The organism is Erythrobacter sp. JB1-4, assembly GCF_057365025.1.
In genome coordinates, this window is the sequence record NZ_CP200292.1 from 2957136 (window position 1) to 2977235 (window position 20100).

At 56.7% G+C, this 20100-nt stretch carries 17 protein-coding genes and 2 pseudogenes; 10 read left to right on the forward strand and 9 right to left on the reverse strand.

What is annotated here, in order from left to right; translation table 11 throughout:
• Positions 1-6: 6 nt before the first annotated feature.
• The 4 genes from AC0V61_RS13830 to murI form a co-directional block, all read right to left on the reverse strand.
• On the reverse strand, positions 7-708 hold the full coding sequence (locus AC0V61_RS13830; protein WP_486158467.1) for a nitroreductase: 702 nt from the start codon (positions 706-708) through the stop codon (positions 7-9).
• Between the two features lie 81 nt (positions 709-789).
• Complete coding sequence (locus AC0V61_RS13835) at positions 790-1647, reverse strand: TauD/TfdA dioxygenase family protein (RefSeq protein WP_486158469.1); 858 nt, start codon at positions 1645-1647, stop codon at positions 790-792.
• A 61-nt stretch (positions 1648-1708) separates the two neighbouring features.
• On the reverse strand, positions 1709-2929 hold the full coding sequence (gene hemA / locus AC0V61_RS13840; protein ID WP_486158471.1) for a 5-aminolevulinate synthase: 1221 nt from the start codon (positions 2927-2929) through the stop codon (positions 1709-1711).
• 170 nt (positions 2930-3099) lie between these two features.
• Complete coding sequence (murI, locus tag AC0V61_RS13845) at positions 3100-3912, reverse strand: glutamate racemase (protein WP_486158473.1); 813 nt, start codon at positions 3910-3912, stop codon at positions 3100-3102.
• 133 nt (positions 3913-4045) lie between these two features.
• Between murI and plsY the strand changes: the two genes are divergently transcribed.
• The 5 genes and pseudogenes from plsY (at position 4046) to AC0V61_RS13870 (ending at position 9408) form a co-directional block, all read left to right on the forward strand.
• Positions 4046-4678: a glycerol-3-phosphate 1-O-acyltransferase PlsY gene (gene plsY, locus AC0V61_RS13850; RefSeq protein ID WP_486158474.1), complete on the forward strand. Its 633-nt coding sequence runs from the start codon at positions 4046-4048 to the stop codon at positions 4676-4678.
• Positions 4662-5815 (forward strand): annotated as a pseudogene (dprA, locus tag AC0V61_RS13855) (DNA-processing protein DprA). Before plsY ends, dprA begins: the two are co-directional and overlap by 17 nt.
• A 13-nt stretch (positions 5816-5828) precedes the next feature.
• On the forward strand, positions 5829-6512 hold the full coding sequence (locus AC0V61_RS13860; RefSeq protein ID WP_486158476.1) for a hypothetical protein: 684 nt from the start codon (positions 5829-5831) through the stop codon (positions 6510-6512).
• A gap of 128 nt (positions 6513-6640) precedes the next feature.
• Positions 6641-9220 carry a type I DNA topoisomerase gene (gene topA / locus AC0V61_RS13865; protein ID WP_486158478.1) on the forward strand — a complete coding sequence of 860 codons (2580 nt, stop codon included), beginning with the start codon at positions 6641-6643 and terminating at the stop codon, positions 9218-9220.
• 5 nt (positions 9221-9225) lie between these two features.
• Positions 9226-9408: a hypothetical protein gene (locus tag AC0V61_RS13870; protein ID WP_486158480.1), complete on the forward strand. Its 183-nt coding sequence runs from the start codon at positions 9226-9228 to the stop codon at positions 9406-9408.
• A gap of 35 nt (positions 9409-9443) precedes the next feature.
• Here the strand turns inward: AC0V61_RS13870 and AC0V61_RS13875 are convergent, their stop codons facing one another.
• The 4 genes from AC0V61_RS13875 to lepB are packed head-to-tail and all read right to left on the reverse strand — an operon-like array spanning position 9444 to position 12588.
• Positions 9444-10079: a hypothetical protein gene (locus AC0V61_RS13875; RefSeq protein WP_486158482.1), complete on the reverse strand. Its 636-nt coding sequence runs from the start codon at positions 10077-10079 to the stop codon at positions 9444-9446.
• Positions 10079-10990, reverse strand: coding sequence for a GTPase Era (gene era, locus AC0V61_RS13880; protein ID WP_486158484.1), 912 nt, complete (start codon positions 10988-10990; stop codon positions 10079-10081). Before era ends, AC0V61_RS13875 begins: the two co-directional genes overlap by 1 nt.
• Positions 10991-10994: 4 nt before the next feature.
• The gene (gene rnc / locus AC0V61_RS13885) at positions 10995-11690 is read right to left on the reverse strand and encodes a ribonuclease III (RefSeq protein WP_486158486.1); all 696 of its coding nucleotides are present in this window, start codon (positions 11688-11690) and stop codon (positions 10995-10997) included.
• 13 nt (positions 11691-11703) lie between these two features.
• The gene (lepB, locus tag AC0V61_RS13890) at positions 11704-12588 is read right to left on the reverse strand and encodes a signal peptidase I (protein ID WP_486158488.1); all 885 of its coding nucleotides are present in this window, start codon (positions 12586-12588) and stop codon (positions 11704-11706) included.
• 65 nt (positions 12589-12653) lie between these two features.
• Between lepB and pgi the strand changes: the two genes are divergently transcribed.
• Entirely contained in the window at positions 12654-14216 is a 1563-nt protein-coding gene (gene pgi / locus AC0V61_RS13895; protein WP_486158490.1) for a glucose-6-phosphate isomerase, read from the forward strand.
• Between the two features lie 435 nt (positions 14217-14651).
• Here the strand turns inward: pgi and AC0V61_RS13900 are convergent, their stop codons facing one another.
• Positions 14652-14939, reverse strand: coding sequence for a GIY-YIG nuclease family protein (locus AC0V61_RS13900; RefSeq protein ID WP_486158492.1), 288 nt, complete (start codon positions 14937-14939; stop codon positions 14652-14654).
• 292 nt (positions 14940-15231) lie between these two features.
• Here AC0V61_RS13900 and AC0V61_RS13905 point away from each other — a divergent pair, with 292 nt between their 5' ends.
• From AC0V61_RS13905 to AC0V61_RS13920, 4 genes and pseudogenes are all read left to right on the forward strand, one after another.
• Positions 15232-16683: a DEAD/DEAH box helicase gene (locus tag AC0V61_RS13905; protein WP_486158493.1), complete on the forward strand. Its 1452-nt coding sequence runs from the start codon at positions 15232-15234 to the stop codon at positions 16681-16683.
• Positions 16684-16797: 114 nt separating this feature from the next.
• Positions 16798-17826 (forward strand): hypothetical protein, encoded by a 1029-nt coding sequence (locus tag AC0V61_RS13910; protein WP_486158495.1) that lies wholly within the window; start codon positions 16798-16800, stop codon positions 17824-17826.
• A 109-nt stretch (positions 17827-17935) separates the two neighbouring features.
• Positions 17936-19287 (forward strand): annotated as a pseudogene (gene gorA / locus AC0V61_RS13915) (glutathione-disulfide reductase).
• A gap of 31 nt (positions 19288-19318) precedes the next feature.
• Positions 19319-20041, forward strand: a complete 723-nt coding sequence (locus tag AC0V61_RS13920) for an SDR family oxidoreductase (protein ID WP_486158497.1) — start codon at positions 19319-19321, stop codon at positions 20039-20041.
• Positions 20042-20100: the final 59 nt, after the last annotated feature.

Below are 20100 nucleotides of genomic sequence, written 5' to 3' on the forward strand. Positions count from 1 at the left end.
GCAAGCTTAATCAAACCCCACAAAGGTCGCTGCTTCCTCCACCGAGCGCCGCGTTATCTTTACCGGATTTGCGGCAAAGTCGGGGTCCGGCCAGCCCATCGCAACCGCCTTCATAATCACCTGATCGTCCGGGATGTTGGCATGCTCGCGCACGACGGGGCTTTGCATGATACCTTGAGAATTGATGACACATCCAAGACCCTTCGACCACGCTGCATTGACCAGCGCGGTTGTAGCGGCTCCGCAGTCGAACACTGTATCGTCAGCGTCTTCTAGCTCTTTGTCATAGGTGATGATGACGCAAACGGGCGCGTCAAACTGACGAAAGCCGCGCAGAACCCAGTCTTGACGCTTTTCCTTATCATCGCGGCCTATCCCCATCGCCTCGAACAGCTGGATTGCGCAGCCCACCTGACGATCGCGGTGCACGCCTTGAAAAGGGTGGCCTTTGCGAAACTCCCGGCTGTCAGGTTCGCCAGCGAGGATGCGTTCGGTGTTGCCTTTGCGGATGCGGTCGAGCGGTTCGCCGGTGATGACGTGCCAGTGATAAGGCTGCGTATTCATTGAGGAGGGCGAGCGCATAGCCATCGCCAGCACTTCCTCGATCAGCTCTTGCGGGACAGGCTTATCGAGATAGCCCCTAATCGAACGCCGCCCGTGGACGACTTCTGAAAAGGTCTGAGTTTCATCGCCATAAGCACTGGTCACACGTCTTCTCCCGAATCTTGTTTGACCCACGAGCTAGCGCAGCTTTGCCACGGCGCAAAGGACGTTACGGCAGTGGGCGTCCTATGGAATGAAGAACGGCTTATCGCCAGCGATAGTGACCCGCTCCATCACACGCTTTGCCGGGAAGTAGTCGGAGACGGCCAAGTGCTGGCACACGCGGTTGTCCCAAAAGGCTATGGATCCCGCCTGCCAGCGGAAACGGCACTGGATTTCGGCGTCTTTGGCGGTGGTATAAAGATGGTCGAGCAACCACGCGCTTTCTTTGGCTGAGAGCCCCTCAATGTGGCTGGTGAAAGCGGTGTTCACATAGATCACCCGCTCGCCTGTTTCGGGGTGGGTGCGGATGACGGGATGGCGTTGTGGCGGGAATTTTTCGTGAAGGTCGGCGGGCGCTTTATCCATGCGCGAGGCAAAGACCCGGGCGATGTCGTGGACCGCGGAAAGACCTTCGCAAAACCGCTGCATTTGTTCGCTAAGACGCTCATAGGCGAGGTGCATATTGGCAAAGCAAGTATCGCCGCCGCATTCCGGCACCTCGCGCGCCAGCAGGATGGAGCCCAAGGATGGCTCCTCGCGCCATGTGACGTCGGAGTGCCAATAATTCTCCTGCCCCCGGCTTTTAGGGCCATGAGCGATGCGCAGGACTTCGGGGTTGGGTTGATCCTTGGGGGTGGCGGGGTGGACTTCGAGATCACCGAAGTGGCGGGCAAAGGCGATGTGTTGTTCTTGGGTGAGGTCTTGGTCGCGGAAGAAGATCACGCCGTATTTGAGCAGCGCCGCGCGGATTTCCGGGATGCGCGCTGGGGTGTCAGATGCGCCCAGATCAATGCCGTGAATTTCAGCGCCAATCGCCGGTGTCAGTGGCTTGATATCAAGCGCGCCTGTGTCGAGCTTTGCCCGGTCAAATGTGGTGGCCATGTGTGTCTCCCTCTCGCCGGGGAGTTTGCATGGCTACGGGCAGTAGATCAAGTCTGAGTGTTTACGCCGCTTCGGCAAGCACCAGATCAAGCCGATCCCATATCTCGACGAGAGCCTCGGTGAGCTCGCTCATCATCGCCTCGGTGTGATGCGGGCCGGGGGTAAAGCGCAGTCGCTCTGTACCGCGCGGCACCGTGGGGTAGTTGATCGGCTGAACATAGACGCCGTATTCGGCAAGCAACACGTCGCTGATCTTCTTCGCTTTCACCGGATCGCCCACCATAAGCGGCACGATGTGGGTGACTGAGTCCATGACCGGGAGGCCAGCCTCAGCGAATTTGAGCTTGAGCGTCGCGGCTGCCTGTTGCTGCGCGTTGCGTTCAACGTTGGAGGACTTGAGGTGCTTCACCGATGCGAGCACTCCAGCGACCAGAACAGGCGACAGCGAGGTCGTGAAGATAAAGCCCGGCGCATAAGAGCGAATGCAATCCACGACCTTTGTGCTCGCTGCGATGTAGCCGCCCATGACCCCGAAAGCCTTGCCCAAAGTGCCTTCGATTATGTCGATGCGGTGGGCTGCGTTATCGCGCTCCGAAATGCCGCCGCCGTGGTCGCCATACATGCCAACGGCGTGCACTTCGTCGATATAGGTGAGGGCGTTGTACTTTTCTGCAAGGTCACAAAACGCGTGGATCGGCGCGACATCGCCTTCCATCGAATAGACGCTCTCAAACGCGATCAGTTTGGGCGTTTCAGGGTCTTCTGCCGCCAGAAGCTCCTCAAGATGCGCGATGTCGTTGTGACGAAATACGCGTTTTTCACAGCCCGAATTGCGGATGCCTGCGATCATGCTTGCATGGTTCAGTTCATCTGAGAAAATCACACAGCCCGGGAGCAGTTTCGCAAGCGTTGAAAGCGTTGCATCATTGGAGACATAGCCGCTGGTGAAGAGCAGGGCTTGCTCTTTGCCGTGAAGGTCCGCCAGCTCTTTCTCAAGCTCAACATGCAGATGCGTGTTGCCGCCGATATTGCGCGTACCGCCAGAACCTGCGCCAACGTCATGCAGTGCATCTTCCATCGCGCCAATCACAACATCGTGCTGGCCCATGCAAAGGTAATCGTTGGAGCACCAAACGGTAATGGGTTTGGGGCCATTGTGCCCATGAAAACAGCGCGCATTGGGATAGGCGCCTTTGTTGCGAAGGATATCGATGAACACACGGTAACGGCCTTCTTCGTGGAGACGGTCGATCGCCGAATCAAAAATCTGATCGTAATTCATATGACAGGTTCTTTATCCCATTGAGATGCGGGCTTTCTTATGGTGCCCTTCGCCTCGATACTTCTTTGCATTACAGACCATACAACCCGTCAATGGTCCAAATGTTTCTCCTCGCCTATGTAGCAGGGACACAGCGGAAAAAAAGCGCGATCTTTGCGAATGGATTGCGATTAAAACTGTTCAATCTGATCGATTCCGTAAGCTTTCAACACGCCTTCGAGCGCTGAGAAATCGTCAGGAACGCCGGTCATCACGGCGCGTCTTCCGGCGCGCTTGTCAAAGGTTTGACCCTCGACCAGACGCGCAATCTGACGCGCAATGCCGCCTGCGCCATGAAGCAGGCTTACATTCTCGCCAAACACCTGATGCAGTTCTGTTCCCAGCAAAGGGAAGTGTGTGCAAGCGAGCACCAGCGTATCGATTTCCTTGCCGGCAGCTTGCTCATCGGCCATTTCCCTTAGGCGTCTTGCTGCATCTTCAACGACCGCCATATCGACGGGTTTACCGCGAAGTTTGCCTTCGGCAGCGTCGACCAAGTCAGGGGCTGCGAGGCGAAGCAGCGTCTTGTCGCTTGCAAATTGCGCCTCAAGGTTATCGACGTAATGCTGGCGGATGGTGGCTTGTGTACCCAATAATCCGATCACGCCTGTTTGGGTGAGGCTAGCGGCAGGTTTGATTGCAGGAACGGTGCCCACAATCGGCACCTCAAGCACATCGCGAACCATCTCAAGCGCAATGGTCGACGCTGTGTTACAAGCGATACAGATCAGACGCGGCTTGTACCGCTCAGCCATGCGGCCAAGCAGTCCTGTCACACGTGCTGCAATCTGGGGTTCGGTTTTGGTGCCATAGGGAAGGCCCGCCAAATCCGCTGCGTAAATCACAGGCGCTGTTGGCAAAAGCCGGTTCAGCTCGGCCAGGACCGACAGTCCGCCAACGCCAGAATCGAACAAAAGGATTGGGGAGGAGCTTTGAGAATTCATTGAAACCGTTCGTGCTGCGCCCCTCGCCGTGCTCAGGACATGCTTGTCGAAGCATCGCGCTTCTTCTAACTTGAGGGTTCAATACTGAAAAACGCCTCGTGAACAAGTTTGGGGCGATACGGAGTATCAGGTTTTGACACTCATTTTAGCGGCCCTGCTTGGTTATTTGTCGGGCTCAATTCCCTTTGGCCTACTGCTCACCAAAGCAGCTGGCATGGGCGATGTGCGCAATATTGGCTCAGGCAATATTGGCGCAACCAACGTGCTTCGCACAGGCAATAAAGGGCTGGCAGCGGGCACATTACTGCTTGATCTGCTCAAAGGGTTTGCGCCTGTTTTTATCGCATCCATACTTTGGAATGGTTGTGAGCCGGGCAGTGTGTTTGGATGTCAGCCTGCAAATCTTCAGAAGGCCGCCATGGCCTTTGCAGCGGGCGGAGCTGTGATCGGACATTGCTATCCAATCTGGCTGAAGTTCAAGGGCGGCAAGGGCGTTGCAACCAATGCCGGGGTGGCTTTTGGTCTCGCTTGGCCGATCGGGTTGGCGTACGCGGTCGTGTGGTTGTCGCTCCTCGCAATCTTCCGCATCTCAAGCCTTGCCGGGATGAGCGCGGTTATCGCGGCAGCGGCGGCGGCTCCCCTGTTTGGTTTTCCTCAGTTCTTTCCTGTGCTCGCCGCGATTGCAGGGCTAATCATTTATCTCCACCGAGAGAATATCGGGCGCCTATTGAAAGGCGAAGAACCAAGGGTTGGCGGTAAGAAATGAGCGAAGCAGGGGGGAACACAGCGGACTGTCACAGGCAGAAGCCTTCGCCCGTATCCGCCTCCTTCGTTCACCCAACATTGGTCCTGTTTCCTACCGCCAGCTGCTTGCCCGTTTCGGCAATGCGGTTGCCGCCATTGAAGCGCTTCCCGAACTCGGCACTCGCGGCAAGAAAGCGTATCGGCCCGCCCCCAAAGACAGGATCGAGCGCGAGATTGAAGGCGTCATTAATGCCGGCGCGCGGTATCTTTTTCATGATCAGGGGCATTATCCTGAACTTTTGGCTGAGATCGACAGTTCCCCCCCGATCATCACGTGCCGGGGCAATCTTGCGCTGGCTAGCGAGCCGTGTGTCGCCATGGTGGGGGCCCGCAACGCAAGCGGAGCAGCAACCAAGCTGGCGCGCGATTGGGCTAGGGAGCTATCCGGGGCGGGGCTCATCATCGTCAGCGGCCTTGCACGAGGTATCGATGGTGCAGCGCATGAAGGGAGCCTGCCCAAAACCATCGGCGTGATCGCTAGCGGGATCGACATTGCGTATCCGCCGCAACACACAAAGCTCCAAGAAACAATCGCAAAAGAGGGGCTTCTGATCGCAGAACAACCCCCGGAACAGAACCGCGTGGACGCCATTTCCCGAGCCGCAATCGCATCATTGCAGGGCTCGCCAGCGGCACACTTGTGGTCGAGGCCGCGCCCAAATCAGGCTCGCTTATCACCGCAAGACTGGCGGGCGAGGCGGGCCGGGAGGTGATGGCCATTCCCGGCTCTCCGCTCGATCCGCGCTCGGCTGGGTGCAATCAATTGATCCGCGATGGCGCGGTGCTTGTTTCAACGCCAGAAGAAGTGGTCGAGCTGCTAGAAACCTTCACCGGATCCCCGCGTTCGTCCTACCGCGTTGCCGAAGACCCGACCAAGTTCGACTATTCAGAACTTAGCAAGCTTGAATGGGGCGAGGCACGCGCTTCGGGCGATGAAGCTGAGGTAATCGGCAGACTGCTGACCAAAGCGCCCATCGAAATCGATGAGCTCATCCGGCAATCTGGAGCGGAGCCTGCAATGGTGCATATGGTGTTGCTCGAATTAGAGCTGTCAGGCGAGCTCGAACGCCATAGTGATGGCGGTGTGAGCCGGATGTGACGGAGAATTCGAATTGAACGCATCATTGAGCCAGCCACTGTGGGCGGAGCAAAAAGCAATTGCTTTACAGGGGACCAGATACATCGCGCTCTACATTTTGCTTTGGGCAGGGCCCTATATCTACGTCGATATCAACATGCCCGATTCCAATGGGGCGTATTTTCTTCTGTCTTTCGCCAGTATCGGACTGAATTTCTTTCTTTTGTACAGCCTTACTCAATCGAGCGGTGTGCACCACGAAACTACAAAGACAGGTATCGCAGCCTTCTTTGGCCTTTCGATATTGCATTCAATCGCAATTTTTATCGGACTGGTCGTGTTCGTTTTGCCCGGACTATATCTCGCGCTTCGATGGTTGCCGGCATTTGCACGCTTGTTGAAATCTGATGAAGGAATTGTCGATGCGCTTCGTTGGAGTTGGGAGCGCACAAGTGACCACCAACAAGCGCTGTTACTCCCCTGTGTCGGCGTATTTGCTTTGTATGTCCTCGGGATGGCGCCGATCATCGGATGGGAGTTAGTCTACGATTGGCCTGAATATGTGTCCCACGATATGATAGACAGCTTGTATCTACCTTCTTTGATCATGACCAACATCGTGTTGGCTGTCGGGCTAACATGGTACACGATACTCGGTGTTGCCTGCTATGTTTGCCTGCGCGGTGAAATGCGCAATCAGGCGAACACATTCGAATAATCGACTTTGCGAACTGAGCTTGCGCCAGACCCCGTACAATCCTACTTGACGAACGCTCGCGTGCGACCCCACCCTCGCGCGTACGCGTAGAGTGCTTTGGCACGTATAAGGAAATCGAACTCTCTCTCATGCAGCTTGTCATTGTTGAATCGCCCGCGAAGGCGAAGACTATTGAGAAATACCTCGGCGGCGACTTTAAGGTCCTCGCCTCATACGGTCACATCCGCGATCTGCCGCCTAAGGACGGCAGCGTGGTGCCTGATGATGATTTCTCCATGAGTTGGGAGGTGTATTCCGACAAGCGCAACCGCGAGCAGGTCAAAGCGATCTCAGACGCGGCGAAAGATGCCTCGCGCCTTGTGCTCGCGACCGACCCTGACCGTGAGGGTGAGGCGATCAGTTGGCACGTGATGGATGTGCTCAAGAAACGCAAAGCGCTGCCCACAAAGGTCGACCGGGTGACGTTTAACTCGATCACCAAGAAAGCCGTGACCGAGGCGATGCAAGCGCCGCGCGAACTCGATCAGCCCTTGATTGATGCGTATCTCGGCAGGCGAGCGCTTGACTATCTGTTTGGCTTTACGCTGTCGCCCGTGCTGTGGCGCAAGCTGCCGGGTGCAAAGTCTGCAGGCCGTGTGCAATCGGTGGCGCTGCGCCTGATCGTTGAGCGTGAGCGCGAGATTGAGGCGTTTAAGCCTGATGAATATTGGTCAGTGCTTGCCAAGCTGGAGCATGCCGGGACCGAATTTGATGGTCGTCTGGTGCGCTACAAGGGGGAGAAGCTGGAGAAGCTCTCCCTTGGCGAAGAGGGCATCGCAATGGAAGCCAAGGCCGCTGTTGAGGCGGGCCGCTTTACGGTTGAGGACGTTGAGAAGAAGCCTCTCAAACGCAACCCCGCGCCTCCGTTCACAACCTCCACCATGCAGCAAGAGGCCGCGCGCAAGCTCGGATTTTCTGCCAGCCAGACTATGAGCGCAGCGCAGCGACTTTATGAAGCAGGCGCGATTACTTATATGCGGACCGATGGTGTGCAGATGGACGGCAGCGCGATTGCGGCGTGTCGCCACGAAATTGGCGATCGCTATGACGCAGCCTATTGCCCTGAAAAGCCGCGTTTTTATTCAACCAAAGCCAAGAACGCTCAGGAAGCGCACGAGGCGATCCGGCCAACCAATTTTACCAAGGACCGCGTTGGCAGCGGCGATGAGGGCAAGCTCTATTCGCTGATCTGGAAGCGCGCGATGGCGTCGCAAATGTCCACCGCGCAATTGGAGCGCACCACTGTGAACATGCGCGATGCGACAGGCCAGCATGAGCTGCGAGCAACGGGCCAGGTTGTAGTCTTCCCCGGCTTCTTTGCCGTTTATCAAGAAGGGTTTGACGATAAAGAAGAGGATGAGGACGGCCTGCTTCCGGCTCTCAAAGCGGGCGATACGCCTGCCAAGAAATCGGTCGAAGCGACCCAACACTTCACCCAGCCGCCGCCGCGTTTCTCAGAAGCCTCGCTGGTTAAGCGTTTGGAAGAACTCGGCATTGGCCGCCCGTCAACCTATGCCTCGACCATTCAAACCTTGCGCGACCGCGCCTATGTGCGGGTCGAGAGCAAGCGGTTCTTTGCTGAGGATTCAGGGCGTTTGCTGACGTCATTCCTTGAGCGATTCTTCCCAACCTATGTGGCGTATGATTTTACAGCGGGCATGGAGGATGAACTCGACACCGTTTCCGACGGGCGCGAGGATTATAAGGCGCTGCTCGCGAAATTCTGGGCCGATTTCAAGCCTAAGGCCGATGAGGTCATGGAAAAGCTGCCGTCCGAAGTCACGGAAGCTTTGGACGAATATCTCTCCGACTATCTCTTCCCGCCGCGCGAAGACGGCAAGGATGCGCGTCACTGCCCATTGTGCGAGACTGAGGGGCGCGAGAATGGCCGGTTGTCGCTGAGAGGCGGCAAATTCGGCGCGTTTATCGCGTGCCGGAATTATCCAGAGTGCAAATTCACCCGCCGCTTTGCACAGCCGGGTGGGGATGATGGTTCAGATGACGGTCTGATGGGCGTGCACCCCGAAACGGGCGCGGAAATTCACCGCAAATCCGGGCGCTTTGGCCCTTATGTTGAGATGGAGCATGAAGAGAAGAAATCTCGCGCTTCGATCCCTAAAGACCTCGACGATTTCAACCTAGAGTGGGCGGTAAAGCTGCTCGACCTGCCGCGTATTATCGGCCCGCACCCCGAGACGGGTAAGGACATTGAGGCAGCGATTGGCCGCTATGGCCCGTATCTGCGCCATGATGGCAAATACGCCAATATGAAGAACACGGTTGATGTGTTTGAAACGGGCATGAACCAAGCGGTTGTGCTGCTCGCAGAGGCCGCAAACCGCAAAGGCGGACGGGCGAAAGCTGAGCCGATCAAGACGCTGGGCGAACACCCCACGAGCGGCGGCGAGATGAAGGTGATGCCGGGCCGCTATGGCCCCTATGTCACCGATGGCACCACCAATGCGACGATCCCCAAAGATATCAAGCCAGAGGATATCGAGGCAGCCAAAGCGATCGAGCTAATCGACGAACGCGCCGCTAAGGGCCCTGCGAAGAAGAAAACTCGCAAGAAGGCACCGGCGAAGAAGAAAGCTCCTGCTAAGAAGGCAGCGGCGAAGAAAAAGGCCCCTGCCAAGAAGAAAGCGCCAGCGAAGTCGGACGAGACCTAAGGGCAATGGGCAAGGAGAAATTCGAACGCCACAAACAGCCGTGGAACGCCGAGGAAGCGGGCCGCCTGCGCCTGCTCGCATCAAAGGGGCAGGGCCTCAAACAGATTGCGAAAGCATTGGGGCGCAGTGAAGAATCGGCGAAGGCTTTTGCCAAGCAGCAGAAGATCAAGATCGCCAAGAAGCACTGAATGGGAGCAGCGTCGCTCAAACTTTGATGCGCTCTCTAGTCGTCATTGACGATCGCGTCTTCGTATATATTATTGTAATCGCTAACGATTTCGCAAGCTGTCTGTTCTTGATCGGTGGCAAATGATTGCTTGAATTCGTTCAGCTCAATTTCGGCGTCTACGAGGTCACTTTCTACAATGCTTTTGCCCAGTGCATCGCAGGCAAGAAATAGAACGGTTTGACGGCATCCATTTAGGAACCCAGTTAGCGTACCTGTTCGAGAAAGGGTTGAAACCGCTGCGTTTTTGTAACGGATTTCGAGCGCGCTTGATGTCGCTTCTTGGAAGGATCGTTCTACAGTGATCGCTTTCCACAGTGGCGGCCATGTATCGCCTTTTCCAGCCCTTGCAGCTATTGAAGCGTCTTGCCTTATGCGCAACGGCTCCTCGCACTCTAGACTAATCTGACGTCTCTGACCAAACCCATCGCGGCCAACGTTGCGGTATTGATCAAGCTTGGCATCCAAGCTCCGATCCGTTCTCAGGAGCGAGTTGTAATAGCCAAAGGCAAGATCGCGCGATGGGTATTCCTCTGAATTGTCATTCAATAGAAAACCGCTGATCGCGCCAACGAGAATTGGGCCAAGGGTGGCGAAGAGCAAAGCGAGCATTAGAAGCTTGGTTTTACCCATCACTTCACCCAATCGAGCCCCATTTCCTCAAACACTTCCTTGTCCTCTGACCACCCTTCGGAATGCTTCACATGGAGGAATAGGTGCACCTTCACGCCCAGTATCTCGGACAATTCCGCGCGGGCTGCGGCTCCGATTTCCTTGATGCGGCCGCCACCTTTTCCAAGGACAATGCCTTTCTGGCTTTCGCGTGCGACCACGATTTGCTGGCGTATCTCAAGGCTCCCATCGGGGCGTTCCTGATAGCTCTCCGGGCGCACGGCGCTGTCATAAGGGAGCTCTTCGTGAAGCTGCTGGTACAGCTGTTCACGAGTGACTTCGGCGGCGAGTAGGCGCTCTGAGGCATCGGAGACTTGGTCCTCGGGATACATCCACACGCCTTCGGGCATCATGCCAGCAAGCGCTTGCTTCATCTCTGGCACGCCGTCGCCAGTAAGAGCGGAGACGAAGAATATCTCCTCAAACGCGATACGCTCGCCCAGCTCTTGAGCGAGCGCCAAGAGCGGCTCCTTCTTCGCCTTGTCGACCTTGTTTAAGACAAGGATCTTGCGCTCTTTGCGGTGCTCCAAGGCCTCGATCAAAGGCTCAAGCTCATGGCGGCGCTGTTTGATCGGATCGACGATGAGGAGGATCGCATCGGCGCTTTCTGCGCCTTCCCATGCAGCGGACACCATGGCCCTGTCCAAGCGGCGTTTGGGCGCGAAAATGCCGGGAGTATCGACCAAGATCATCTGCACCCGGTCCAGCAAGGCAATGCCGAGCATTCGCGCGCGAGTGGTCTGAGCTTTGGCGCTGGTTATGGCAACTTTCTGGCCAACCAACTGGTTCACAAGCGTCGATTTGCCCGCGTTGGGGGCACCGATCACGGCAACAACCCCACACTTTTCAGGGCCGCTCTTAGTATCTGTCATATGTTCAACCAAATTCTTCTAAAAACGCTTTAGCAGCAAGCTTTTCAGCCTCGCTTTTGCTTGATGCATCCGCTTGCGCCTCGCCCACATTGTGGATGCGCACGCGGACTTGAAAGCGCGAGGCGTGGTCAGGGCCGCTGCGTCCGGTCACTTCGTATTGCGGCATAGCGCGCTTATTGTGTGCAGCCCATTCCTGAAGCGCACTTTTGGGATGCTTTGCCTTGCCCGCATCACCCGAAAGATCGCCTTGCCAAAGCTCCAAAATGACATCGCGCGTCACATCAAAACCATTGTCGAGAAAGCTTGCCCCGATAAGCGCTTCCATAACATCGCCAAGGATATTGTCGCTGTCTGCGCCGCCATCTTCGCGCGCTTGTTTGCCGAGGCGCACATGGTCTTGCATTCCGATCGAACGAGCCACCCTCGCGCATGTCCGGCCACTGACAAGTGCATTCAGGCGCTGCGAAAGTTGCCCCTCATGGCTGTCACTTGCCCGGTAAAGCCAGCTGGCAACGGCCAGGCCAAGCACGCGGTCACCCAAAAATTCTAACCGTTGATAGTCGCGCGCATGATCGGTTTGCGCAGGGCTGCCTGAGTTGAAACTCCCATGGGTCAGCGCCTCGAGCCACATGGCCTCATCCTCGATCGTGAACCCTGAAGCGATGAGCCACTCGCGTGTCTCTTTGGTAAGGGCCGTCATATGGCAATGTCCGTCATAAGGCAGTTCCAATTCGGCTCCAGCGCACAGTCGAAAACCAGCTTGTAGGATCAGACCAAACGGCGCTGCCATCGCTTGACCACAAGATGATTGAAGCCTCGCCCACTAGCAGGTCTTGGTCCACAATCCCAACGCCCATTCCTGAGACCGCTGCAAAACGGCTATCGAGTGATTTGTCGCGGTTGTCGCCCATGACAAACATGTGACCTTCAGGGATGGTAACAGGGCCATACATGTCGGCATCTTGGTCAAAACCCAAATCGATTGTGAGATAGTTTTTTCCGCCGGGTAATGTCTCGCGATATTGGGTGTAGCGGCAAACCAGCTCACCCGCCTCCAACTCCTGCGTCCTTGCTCGGCCAGGACAGTTCGTGTTGGGAGACATGGCCACCGCTGCATCGGACATGGGGTCTTGCCTCAACGGCTCACCATTAAGGACCACCAAGCCATCTTCCACAGCGACAGTATCGCCGGGCAGGCCGATTACCCGCTTCACATAGTCTACTCCGTCAACCGGATGTTTGAAGATCACAACGTCCCCGCGCTCGGGTTCACCGGCAAGGATGCGGCCATCGAATAGCGGCGCGTTGAAAGGCAGTGAGTTGTTCGAATAGCCATAGGGCCATTTCGCTGCGAGCAGCAGGTCACCTGTCATCAGCTGGGGCAGCATGCTTTGTGAGGGGATAGAGAAGGGCGCGAAGATGAAGCTGCGAAAGATCAGGACCGCGATAAGCAATTGCACCAGAAAGATCGCAAAACTTCGCGGAGATTCTTGCTTGGTCTCTTGCTCGCCAACGATTGCAGACGTATTCGCATCCCCGGAATTCGTACCCGGGGAAGACGCAGGTGTATTCCTTGGTCTATGCGCGTTGGCGTCCATGCCTAGGTCCTTACGCTGTGGTGTGCGTCCAAGATAGTCATTTCAATCACAAAAAGGTTTGCCCAATGACCGCCTCCAAGAGCGAAACAAACAAAGCCAACGCGATTTGGGAGAGGCTGTCGCAGTTGGAGAGACCAACGCTTGCCGACCTGTTTGCAAGCGATGAGGCGCGCGTTGAGACCATGAGCCAACGGCTGGAGTTCGACCTTGGGGAAGCGGGTCCGATGGGGATGTTGCTCGATTGGTCGAAGACGCATTTGGGCGACGCGGAGCTTTCAGCTTTTGAGGAATTGGCCGAGGTCATGGGCTTTGGTGCGGCGCGTGAGGCTCTGTTTGGCGGCGGGATTGTGAACCCCACCGAAGGGCGTCCAGCGACCCACGGCGCTATGCGCGGTAGCGGGACTGATGCGGATTGCGAGGAGGCGGATCAGCTCTTGCGGCGCATGGGTATGCTTGTGACTGCGATCCATGAGGGCGCGTTTGGCAAGGTTGAGCATCTCATTCACATCGGCATTGGCGGGTCTGCTTTGGGCCCGGATTTGGCAGTGGACGCTCTGACCCGCGACTTGAAGCTTGTAGACGTGCATGTGGTCTCGAACATTGATGGGCTCGCGCTTGAGCAGGCATTTGCGGCCTGTGATCCAGAGACAACGATGATTGCGGTTGCGTCCAAGACCTTCACCACGACCGAGACCATGACCAATGCGGCGAGCGCGCTAAAGTGGCTTTCCGACAACAAGGTCGATGACCCCAGCGGGCGCGTTGTGGCTCTGACCGCGAACCCTGAGAAGGCGGTAGAGTGGGGCGTTGATGAAACCCGTATCCTGCCTTTCCCAGAGAGTGTTGGCGGCCGCTATTCGCTTTGGTCGAGCATTGGTTTCCCGCTCGCTTTGGCGGTGGGCATGGACGACTTCACCGCGTTTCTGGCGGGCGCACAAGGGATCGACACGCACTTCCGCGAAGCTGAGGGCAGGGCGAACGGGCCTTTGCTCGCCGCATTCGGTGACCTCTATTATTCGCGCATCCGTGGATGCCAGACCCGTGCGGTGTTTGCCTATGATGAACGTTTGGGCCTGCTCCCTGACTACCTCCAGCAGCTGGAGATGGAGAGCAATGGCAAGTCTGTGACCGCTACCGGCGAGCCCGTGGACGCGCCCACCGCCGCCATCACATGGGGCGGGGTGGGCACCGACGCGCAGCACGCCGTGTTCCAGCTCCTCCACCAAGGCACGCATCTGATCCCAGTGGACTTCATCGCCAGCATCGCTCCCGGAGACGAGCTAGACCCCGCGCACCACAAGGCTCTGCTCGCGAATTGCTTCGCCCAAGGTGCAGCGCTAATGGCTGGCGGCAATATGAGCGCGGATGGGAAAGACCCGGCGCGCGGTTTTGCTGGCGACCGGCCTTCTGCGACGATCTTGGTCGATGATCTGGACGCAGCGACCTTGGGCGCGCTTATCGCCTTCCATGAACACCGCGTGTTTGCCGGAGCCGTCCTGATGGGCATCAACCCCTTCGACCAATTCGGCGTCGAGCTGGGGAAGAAAATGGCGAAAGAGGTGGAAAGCGGCGAGGGGGATTTTGACGCGAGTACGAAGGCGCTGATGGAAGCGGCGGGGTTGGGGTGAGCGACTAGTGGTCTCACTTGCCTCCTTTTAGGTTCGCTTTCGCCAATACAGCCATCGTTGGGCTTGCAGAAGGCATCCCCAAAGGAGGAAAAGGGCTCCAGTGATCAGCGCAATATACATCCCTATTGATGCAAAGAACTGCCAAAATCCGTCTGACTTCTTGACGTAAAGATCGAACCACCCTGTGACCATGAGCGGATGACCATCAAACGCTTGGGCGATACGATAACAAAAGACGACTATCTGGGTTATCAAAACAGGAAACAAAAAGACTGCCGAGACTAGTTCGTACCTTTTCGGTGGGCCCCAGTCGTCCAATTCTGTCTTTGGCATCAACATCGTCTTGCTATCATAAACAATTGGGTGACTGGAGCAACAGTTCCAGTGTTCACCACACCCCGTTCGTCCTGAGCCTGTCGAAGGATGCTCGCCGACCTATCCGCTTTCCCGGTTGCGAGCGAGGCGTTTGATTTCTTCCCAATCCCCTCGGATCAGCGCTTCCTTTTTGGCTCGGCTCCAGCCCTTGATCCTTCGTTCGCTGGCTAGAGCCTCTTCGCGGGTTGGGAATTCTTCGCACCATACCAATTCCACCGGTAGCCTTTCGGCGGTGTAGCCGGGGATCACTCCTGATTGGTGTTGGGCTAGGCGATGTTCGAGATTGTCCGTGTGCCCGGTGTAATAGCTGCCATCGTTGCATTTTAGGATGTAGGCTTGGAAGGGCATTTTTTGGGTCTAGCATGGGTGCGCGTCCTTCGACAGGCTCAGGACGAACGGAGGTTGGTAAGTTGGGCGTAGGCGGAATTGCTTTGACTTTTTGCGCTGCAACATCCATCTGCACCCCCAAGAACGAAACGCACCCCAAGCCAGCGTGAAGCGGCGGCTCTTTCAAGAACCCGCCCCGGCTCACGCGTTTCACCCAATCTCTTACAGCTTCCCATTTCACGCGGGCGGTTTTTAAACCCCGCGCTTCGCACGCCACATTCGCGCGTGCGCACCGCATATATTGCGAGTCCATATGACCCATTTTGACCAACTCGGGCTGTCACAGCCCGTTCTCCAAGCTCTTGATCTCAAGGGCTATTCCACACCAACTCCCATTCAGGAACAGGCCATTCCGCCGGTTCTTGAAGGGCGCGACCTTCTGGGTATTGCGCAAACGGGCACCGGCAAAACGGCGGCATTTATGCTGCCTGCTATCGACCGGCTGCGCGCCAGCGACAACCGCATTCCGTTCAAATCCTGCCGTATGCTTGTGCTCGCCCCGACGCGTGAGTTGGTGCAGCAAATCGCGGTTGCGGCCAAAGACTATGGCGCGCTTGCGGGCCTTAAAGTGCAGGCGATTGTTGGCGGCACCAGCGTCAACAAAGACCGCAACAAGCTCCACCGCGGCACCGATATTCTGATCGCAACACCCGGGCGCCTTCTCGACCTTATTGACCAGAAGGCATTCAACCTAAACGGCGTCGAAGTGCTGGTTCTCGACGAGGCGGACCAGATGCTCGACCTTGGTTTTATCCACGCGCTTCGCCGCATCAATGAACTGGTGCCCAAAGAGCGTCAGACGCTGTTCTTCTCCGCCACTATGCCCAAGGCGATTAAGGAGTTGGTGAAGAACTATTGCCGCAATCCGGTGCAGGTCAGCGTGACCCCTGAAAGCACGACGGCTGAGCGGATCGAGCAATATATCTTCATGGTCCAAAAGGATGAAAAGCAGTGGCTGCTCGATATGATCCTTGGCGGGCAGCACCGTGTGCCCGGCGACCTAGAACGCATCCTCATCTTCACCCGCACCAAGCACGGCGCAGACCGCGTTGTGAAGAAATTGCGTCAGCGCGGGATTGAATCAAACGCCATCCACGGCAACAAATCTCAGCCCCAGCGTCAGCGCGCTCTGGATGAGTTTCGCCGGGGCAAGACCAACATCCTGATCGCCACCGACGTGGCGGCGCGCGGGATTGATATTCCGGGCGTTTCCCACGTCATCAATTACGAGCTTCCCAATGTGCCTGAGCAATATGTGCATCGCATCGGTCGCACAGCGCGGGCAGGCAAAGACGGGATCGCGATTGCCTTTTGCGGTGAGGACGAACGCTCCTACCTCAAAGACATTCGCAAGGTCACGAAGGCGGATTTGGACCGCCTCGACCTGCCAGAGAATTTCCGTGCTGTCGTAGAAGGCGAAGGCCCGACCAAGCCGCCACCTCCGGGCGCAACGCGGGTCTCTAGGAAGAAGGTAAAGCCCAAGCCTGCTGGCGCGTCTGCGAAGAAAAAGCCCAAGGGCGAAGCTCCAGAAAAGCCGAGCAAGCCCAAGCCCAAGCATCAGGCACGCAAAGGTCGTCCCAATGGCGGCGGCGGTGGCAAGCCCGGTGGCGGCGGCAGGCGCTTTGGTAAGCCGGGTGGCGGTCGTCCTGGCGGGCGCGGCCGCAGCGGCGGAGGAAGCGGTCGCTCGCGCCCTTCAAGCAGCTAACCCGCTGGCAAACGGCGCAAATTTTATTGGTTTAATGCCCCGATTTTTAAAGCGAAATTAAGTATAAGCCCTCTAACTGGACACTCAATCCAGCTAGAGGGCTTTTTCGCAGCGATGATCCGCACCGACACCACATTGATAATTGGCGCCGGGGCAAACCGCGAGATTGAAATGCTCGACGGTCCAGAACTGCTCAATAAAATCGCCAGCGGTTATGAGTTTGAGCGGCTTACCTCAGAGGTGAAATCGCGCGATCTTATCAATTTGGCCCACCTGTTTGAGAAAATCGCTCCCGAACTTGGCATGACCTATGATCAGCTTGTCGATGGCGGCAAAGCCATCCGCGATGCGACTCTCGTCAGCACCAATATCGATGCGATCCTTGAGCAATATGGCCATGATCCGGCGGTCCAAGCTGCGGGTAAGATTGCGATTGTCTATTACACGCTTCAGGCAGAATCGAAGTCGACGCTTGCCCGCGAACCGCGTTCTTCCGAAGAATTGCCTTTGCGCGGCACGGAGAACTGGCTGTTTCAGCTGGGCCAGCTGATCGTCAAAGGCGTGCCGCGCGCTAAGGCGGATGAGTGCTTTGAAAAGCTCTCTATCGTATGTTTCAACTATGACCGGGCTATCGAACACTACCTGCCCTGGGTGGTGCAACGCGCTTTTGGGATGAGCATTGACGAGGCGCAGGAACTTGTCGCAGGACGCCTTCGCATTGTGCACCCATACGGTGTTGCCGGCCGGTTGCCATGGCAGGGTGATGCGGAGAATGGCGCGGAATGGGGTGAGGTTGACGCGGACAATATCGTTGCGCTTTCCCGACGTATCTTCACCGCCAGCCAGCGCGAAAAATCGCGCCAGTTCCGCTCTTACCTTCGCGCAGAGATGTCTCGCGGTAAGCGGCTGGGTTTCCTAGGCTTTGGCTTTGACCCGATGAATGTCGCCATGCTGTTTGATGAGCTTGAGCATGACAATCCCGACATGCTGATCACGCTCCTTAATGTGGGCGATGTCGAGCAGAAGGCGATCCTTCGCTTAATTCACCGCCTGACCGGGATCACCGATGACGGTTTGATCACGCTTGAGAACATGAAAGCCTTTGAGCTTTTGCGCGATTACGGGCGTTTCCTTGAGAGCTAAGCGCAAGCTCAGCTTCTATGCGACCAAATTTTGCAAGGCGGCAAGAGCGTAACGCGCTTGCCGCTTTCACCGAACATCACCATATGCGAATGCCCAAAAAGGAACGGATATGGCCAATCAAGAATACGACTTCGACCTTTTCACTATCGGCGCAGGCTCTGGCGGCGTGCGCGCGAGCCGGATTGCGGGGGGCACGGCGCGAAGGTTGGTATCGCAGAAGAGCACCGCTATGGCGGGACCTGCGTTATCCGTGGCTGTGTTCCAAAGAAGATGCTGGTTTATGCCTCCATGTTCGCAGAAGAACTGTCGCACGCCCCGCACAAGGGCTGGACGCTCAAGGACACCAGTTTCGACTGGGCGACCCTTCGCGATTTCGTGAACGACGATGTCGATCGGCTTGAAGGGCTATATGGTCAGACGCTTGACGGGGCAGGGGTAGAGACATTCTCCGAGCGCGCCACCATCACCGGCCCTCATTCGGTCAAGCTTGCCAGTGGCCGCGAGATTACTGCGAAATACATCCTGATAGCCACCGGTGGTGAGCCAGTAGTGCCCGCCTTTGACGGATCAGAGCACTGCATCACCTCCAATGAAATCTTCTATCTCGACGAGTTTCCAAAACGCCTGATGGTCATGGGCGGCGGTTATATTGCGCTTGAATTTGCAGGCGTATTCAACGCGCTGGGCAGCGATGTGACTTTGGTCAATCGCTCCGAAACGCTGCTGCGCTCCTATGAACAGGAAATCGTGAGCCGCCTGCCTCCGATTATGGAGGCGCGCGGGGTTGATATGCAATTGGGTGCGGTAATTGAAAAGGTTGAGAAGAACGCGGACGGTTCGCTCAATGTAACTCTCACCAACGGCACGACGAAACAAGTTGACCAGATATTGGTCGCCACAGGGCGCAAACCGCGCGTTGACGGATTGGGGCTTGAAAATGTTGGAATTGAGCTTGGCGAACGCAGGGAAATTCCGGTCGACAAATATTCAAAGACCACGTGCGACAGCGTCTATGCCGTGGGCGATGTAACCGACCGCGTTCAACTCACCCCGGTGGCGATCCGCGAGGGCCATGCAGTCGCCGACAGTTTGTTTGGCGGCAATGAGCGCTATGTCGACCACTCCTGCATCCCTACCGCTGTGTTCTCTCAACCATCGATTGCAAGCGTCGGTTTGACGGAGGAGCAGGCACGAGGCCTTTATTCAGACATCAACATCTACAAATCCGATTTCCGCCCGATGAAAAATATCTTCTCAGACCGGATGGAGCGCGGGCTGTACAAGATGATTACAGATGCCAAGACGGACAAGGTCGTCGGTCTGCACATGATCGGTCCAGAGAGCGCTGAGATCATTCAGGCTGCCGCTGTTGCGATCAAGGCGGGGCTGACCAAGGCCGACTTCGATGCAACGACCGCTATTCACCCCAGCATGGCCGAAGAATTGGTGCTGTTGAAATAGTGTCCTTGCAAGGGGGAAGGGGACTGCGAAAATGGACATTGTAGGGAAGAAAGTCCTGCTAACCGGGGGCAGTGCAGGGATCGGCAAAGCCTTGGCCTTTCAATTGCGCGAGGCGGGCGCAGATGTGACGATCACGGGACGCAACGCTCAACGGCTTGCAGAGATGCGCACACAAGGGTTTGGCGCGATTGAGGTGGATTTGTCGAACGCGGCAGGCGTCGATGCGCTCATTGCGGAATGGGGCAAGAAAGACCTCGATATCCTTATCAACAACGCAGGCATGGGGGCAGAGACCAACTATGCCGAGACCAAAGTTGATGGTGATAAGGTCGATGCGTGTTTTTATGCCAATTTGGCGGCGCCTGCACGTCTGACCGGTGGCTTGTTAAAGCGGCTTCGCAAACGTCCCGAGGCCGCGGTTGTGTTTGTGACATCTGGTCTAGCTCTTGCCCCTAGCAAGGACGCGGCGGTCTATTGCGCTACAAAGGCCGGGCTTCGCAGTTTTGCCTTTTCCTTGCGCGCTCAGTTCAAGGACGAGCCCGTACATGTGATCGAGGCCCTGCCGCCGATGGTCGATACGCAAATGACCTCTGCCTATGACGTCTCCAAGATGACGCCAGAGCATTGCGCTGGCGATATTCTTGATGCGATCAACACAAACCGCACAGAGGTGATGATCGGCCAAACCCGCCTCTTGCGTTTTGTCCAAGGCATTTCCCCATCGCTCGCACGGCGGGTAATGCTCAGCCTTTGATGTGTTGACGCTTGGCTAACGCTGCGGCAACGAGCAGGCAAACATTTGAACAGGGACGA

What these genes read in the sequence shown, in the direction of transcription:
- AC0V61_RS13835 (WP_486158469.1), bottom strand. Translation starts at nt 1,647, where the DNA reads ATGGCCACCACATTTGACCGGGCAAAGCTCGACACAGGCGCGCTTGAT.
- hemA (WP_486158471.1), bottom strand. Translation starts at nt 2,929, where the DNA reads ATGAATTACGATCAGATTTTTGATTCGGCGATCGACCGTCTCCACGAA.
- murI (WP_486158473.1), bottom strand. Translation starts at nt 3,912, where the DNA reads ATGAATTCTCAAAGCTCCTCCCCAATCCTTTTGTTCGATTCTGGCGTT.
- topA (WP_486158478.1), top strand. Translation starts at nt 6,641, where the DNA reads ATGCAGCTTGTCATTGTTGAATCGCCCGCGAAGGCGAAGACTATTGAG.
- AC0V61_RS13870 (WP_486158480.1), top strand. Translation starts at nt 9,226, where the DNA reads ATGGGCAAGGAGAAATTCGAACGCCACAAACAGCCGTGGAACGCCGAG.
- AC0V61_RS13875 (WP_486158482.1), bottom strand. Translation starts at nt 10,079, where the DNA reads ATGGGTAAAACCAAGCTTCTAATGCTCGCTTTGCTCTTCGCCACCCTT.
- era (WP_486158484.1), bottom strand. Translation starts at nt 10,990, where the DNA reads ATGACAGATACTAAGAGCGGCCCTGAAAAGTGTGGGGTTGTTGCCGTG.
- rnc (WP_486158486.1), bottom strand. Translation starts at nt 11,690, where the DNA reads ATGACGGCCCTTACCAAAGAGACACGCGAGTGGCTCATCGCTTCAGGG.
- lepB (WP_486158488.1), bottom strand. Translation starts at nt 12,588, where the DNA reads ATGGACGCCAACGCGCATAGACCAAGGAATACACCTGCGTCTTCCCCG.
- pgi (WP_486158490.1), top strand. Translation starts at nt 12,654, where the DNA reads ATGACCGCCTCCAAGAGCGAAACAAACAAAGCCAACGCGATTTGGGAG.
- AC0V61_RS13900 (WP_486158492.1), bottom strand. Translation starts at nt 14,939, where the DNA reads ATGCCCTTCCAAGCCTACATCCTAAAATGCAACGATGGCAGCTATTAC.
- AC0V61_RS13905 (WP_486158493.1), top strand. Translation starts at nt 15,232, where the DNA reads ATGACCCATTTTGACCAACTCGGGCTGTCACAGCCCGTTCTCCAAGCT.
- AC0V61_RS13910 (WP_486158495.1), top strand. Translation starts at nt 16,798, where the DNA reads ATGATCCGCACCGACACCACATTGATAATTGGCGCCGGGGCAAACCGC.
- AC0V61_RS13920 (WP_486158497.1), top strand. Translation starts at nt 19,319, where the DNA reads ATGGACATTGTAGGGAAGAAAGTCCTGCTAACCGGGGGCAGTGCAGGG.